The following is a 3,609-nucleotide window of genomic DNA, read 5'->3' as shown; positions in this document are numbered from 1 at the left end:
CTGGCTTATGATATTTATCCATTGGCAGGGTATATGCTGCATCCTTCCCCCAAAGTGCTCAAAAAGCAACAGGAGATGGCATTCGCATTTGATCTTCCTTTAGTTTGGGGAACTGATTACAGACCCGAAGGCAGGACACTTTCTGTGGCAAGGGATTTGGAAGTTCCGGCTATTTATGTAGAATATGGAGGAGGTACTGGAATCAGGCCTAAGGTAATCGAGGAGTATAAAGCCGGAGTTATGAATGTGCTGAGGTATCTGAATATGCTTGAGGATCCAATTACTAGTCCAGCATTGTGTGACAAATACTGGATTGAAGATTATCGTCAGGATAGTGGTTATTTACAGGGTAAAATGCCTTCACCTGTAGATGGGATATTTATTTCCAAAGTAAAAATTGGAGATAAGGTCAAAGCGGGTGAATTATTTGGAAAAGTTATCGAATCTTATTCCGGTAAGCCGGTTAATCTGTATGCAGATACAGATGGTTTGGTTTTTTTGCTGAGAACAATGGTGAAAGTTAAACAAGGTGATGCATTAGGCGGGATACTGCCAATGGGAACTTTAAATGAAAGAGTTATTTATGAGTAGTAATAAAGTAGCCATAATAACGGGTGCATCAAAAGGTATTGGCCGGAGTACAGCTTTGAAGTTTGCAGCTAACACCTACAATGTTGTACTAGTTGGAAGGAATCTGGAAGAATTGGATCAGCTTAAGCTTGAAATTGAGCAAAGATATGGCACAGAAGTGCTCCTTTTTGCTGGTGATCTTGCAAGGGAAGAGTTTTTAAGGCAGATTGTTGCAGATACTGTCAGGCAATGGGGTAGAATAGATGTCCTTATAAATAATGCCGCCTGGAGAACCATTGAGACTATGAGGACGATATCATTGGATAACTGGGAAAAAACAATCCGGATTTGTTTAACTGCTCCGGCATTTTTAGCTAAATACGCAGCAAATGCAATGGAAGAATTAAATATAGGAGGGGTTATTATTAATATTTCAAGTGTAATGTCCAATAGAGCAGGGGGTAATAGCCCGGCTTATATAGCATGTAAAGGAGGACTTGAGAGCCTGACATTTGAGCTTGCCGTATTGTATGGGCCTAAAAATATCAGAGTAATCTCAGTAAATCCGGGGAATATAAAAACAGATTTGAGTAATGATTATTTGGATGAGCAAGGGAATAATGTTAGTCAGAAGCTAACAGACAGTATGAATGAGAACACACCTCTAGGAAGAGCTGGAACGGTAGAAGAGATAGCGAATGTATCCTACTGGCTTTCAACTACCGAAGCATCTTTTATAACAGGAACAAGCCTTCTTGTTGATGGAGGATTCCTCCATAATTTTAATTCTTACCCATTGAAAAAACTACAATATCCACAGGAATTTTGAAAGGAATCTGGAAATACAGCCATTTACTTCCTCAGATAGAGGAGAGCTGTAAATTAACATTAGGAGAAGGTGGAACACCATTGGTCAGATCAAAAAGATTGGGGCCGGCAATGGGTATTGATAATTTGTATTTTAAGCTGGAAATGCTTAATCCTTCCGGGTCTTATAAAGACAGGTTCGCTACAATCGCAGTTTCTGATCTGCTGCAAAAAAGAATGAAGTTTTGCTTGGCTACTTCAAGTGGAAATACAGGTGCGGCCTTAGCTGCTTATTGTGCAGCAGCGGGGATAAAGTGTTTGCTGACAGTTGTTGATGGAGCTCCGTTAGGGAAGATGAAACAAATGCAAGTCTATGGGTGTGAAACGCTGATGGTCAGAGGGTTTGGAACAGATGTAATTGTCAGTAAGAATGTCATGGATCAATTGGCAGAGTTAGCTGAAATGCATGAGACTATCATTCAAATCAGTGCATATAAGTATAGCCCTGTTGGAATGGCGGGTGTGCAGACTATTGCTTATGAAATTGCTGAGAGTTTGCAGGACAAAGCCGACCATATATTCTCTCCAGCAGGAGGTGGAGGCTTAACTCTGGCTCTTTTGAAGGGCTTTGATATATGGAAGGATCATATGCCTGATTTCAGAATTCCACGGGTGCATTGTGTACAACCTGAAGGGAATGATACAATTTCAGGACCCTTAAGGGTAGGTCTTTCGGGTGCTCTGGAGATTTCTGGGAGCACAACTACAATAAGTGGCTTGCAGGTTCCGAATATACTGGATGGAAATGAAGTTATGAGTATATCTAAGGAAGCAAAGGGCATGGGATACGCAGTATCCGACCAATCAATATATCAATGCCAGGAAGAATTGGCAAAAGATGAAGGCATTTTTTGTGAGCCTGCCGGCGCCGTTGCTCTTGCAGGTGTGAAACTTGCATTAGAAAATCAGGAAATAAAGAAAAATGATCATGTCGTATGCTTGATTACGGGTCATGGCTTTAAAGATCCTGTTTCAACGGATAGAATTGCTGCCAATACAGCAGACCATTATTTTTCAGATAGTAAAGAATGTTTTAACTATATAAGTTTTCAAGTAAACTCAATCATTTAACAACAATAATAATTATAATAAAATGAATAAATTTCAAGGTCTATGGCCTGCAATGTTTACTCCGGTACAAATAGATGGTCAGCCAAATTTCGATGAACTAAGCAGGTTAACTGAGTTATTAATCGCTCAGAATTTAGATGGCTTATACATTTTAGGTTCTACGGGGCAGGGAGTCCTTTTTACAGAGGAGCAGAGAAAGAAAGTCGTCGAGGTTGTAAGTGAGGCAGTAAATCGCAGGATCCCGGTAATTGTACAGGTGGGGGCATTAACAACTGACGAATCAGTAAGATTGGCGAAACATGCCCAAACCTGCAAAGTGGATGGAATTTCCTCTGTTGGTCCTATTTACTTTCCCGGACCCGCAGCAATGGCAATGGAACATTATAGAAGAATAGCAACATCAACCGATCTTCCATTCTTTCCTTACCAGTTAGGTAATAACTCCATACCTGGCGACACCCTCAGCTTTATCAATAACTTATTTGAAATCCCAAATGTATCTGGAATGAAATTGACAACAAGTCAGTTATTAGAGATCAGCCTGATTCATAATCATGCAGGAGATCGTTTGAAGTTGTTCAGCGGTTCTGATGAGCTGTTGTGTCATGCCTCACTTTGCGGTACAGTGGGTGCTATCGGTACATTTTATAATCTTTGGGGAGTACAATGTAAGCAAATATTAACTGCATTTACAAATGGAGAGTATGACCTTGCTAAAGAGTTTATGCTTGAATTTCAGAAAATAATTCAATTAGTGATTACAGATATCTGGACTTTTCTCAGAAAAGCAATGTTAATAAAATATAACATTGATATAGGGCCTACCAAAGCACCCCTTGGAAATACTCATAAAGAGTGGGACGAACAAAAAGTTATCGAAATTGTTGATAGTCTGGAGGCAATTGCAGGAAAATTGGAAGAAAGTAACAAAATTTCGTCCTAAGCTGAGCCTCAAACTCATTTTATTATAGAACAGAAGTAGAACTTCGAAAATCAAAGGTATAACGTATAAAAGTAAATATGATCACTAAGAAAAAAATAACCGGTTCAAATATTCCCCGGAGCCATTTGCCATTTTCCCCGGCAATACAAAGTGGTGAT

The 3,609-nt window shown here is 39.7% G+C and carries 4 protein-coding genes; all 4 read left to right on the top strand.

Translation table 11 applies throughout. The features are described from left to right. Positions 1-591: succinylglutamate desuccinylase/aspartoacylase family protein (locus VGE44_RS07830; protein WP_331077663.1), on the top strand; the 591-nt coding region annotated here is incomplete at its 5' end. Next, positions 584-1,399, top strand: a complete 816-nt coding sequence (locus VGE44_RS07825; protein ID WP_331077661.1) for an SDR family oxidoreductase — start codon at positions 584-586, stop codon at positions 1,397-1,399. The genes VGE44_RS07830 and VGE44_RS07825, both read left to right, overlap by 8 nt. After that, complete coding sequence (locus VGE44_RS07820; RefSeq protein ID WP_331077659.1) at positions 1,396-2,508, top strand: pyridoxal-phosphate dependent enzyme; 1,113 nt, start codon at positions 1,396-1,398, stop codon at positions 2,506-2,508. Before VGE44_RS07825 ends, VGE44_RS07820 begins: the two co-directional genes overlap by 4 nt. 22 nt (positions 2,509-2,530) lie before the next feature. Next, complete coding sequence (locus VGE44_RS07815; RefSeq protein ID WP_331077657.1) at positions 2,531-3,451, top strand: dihydrodipicolinate synthase family protein; 921 nt, start codon at positions 2,531-2,533, stop codon at positions 3,449-3,451. The last annotated feature ends 158 nt before the right edge of the window (positions 3,452-3,609 follow it).

The sequence above is a fragment of the Daejeonella sp. genome (assembly GCF_036405355.1).
Lineage (GTDB): Bacteria > Bacteroidota > Bacteroidia > Sphingobacteriales > Sphingobacteriaceae > Daejeonella.
The sequence above is the reverse complement of the archived record's forward strand: the minus strand, read 5'-3'. Positions and strand labels throughout refer to the sequence as shown.

Coding starts and splice junctions, on each gene's coding strand:
- VGE44_RS07825 (WP_331077661.1), top strand. CDS start 584: ATGAGTAGTAATAAAGTAGCCATAATAACGGGTGCATCAAAAGGTATT.
- VGE44_RS07815 (WP_331077657.1), top strand. CDS start 2,531: ATGAATAAATTTCAAGGTCTATGGCCTGCAATGTTTACTCCGGTACAA.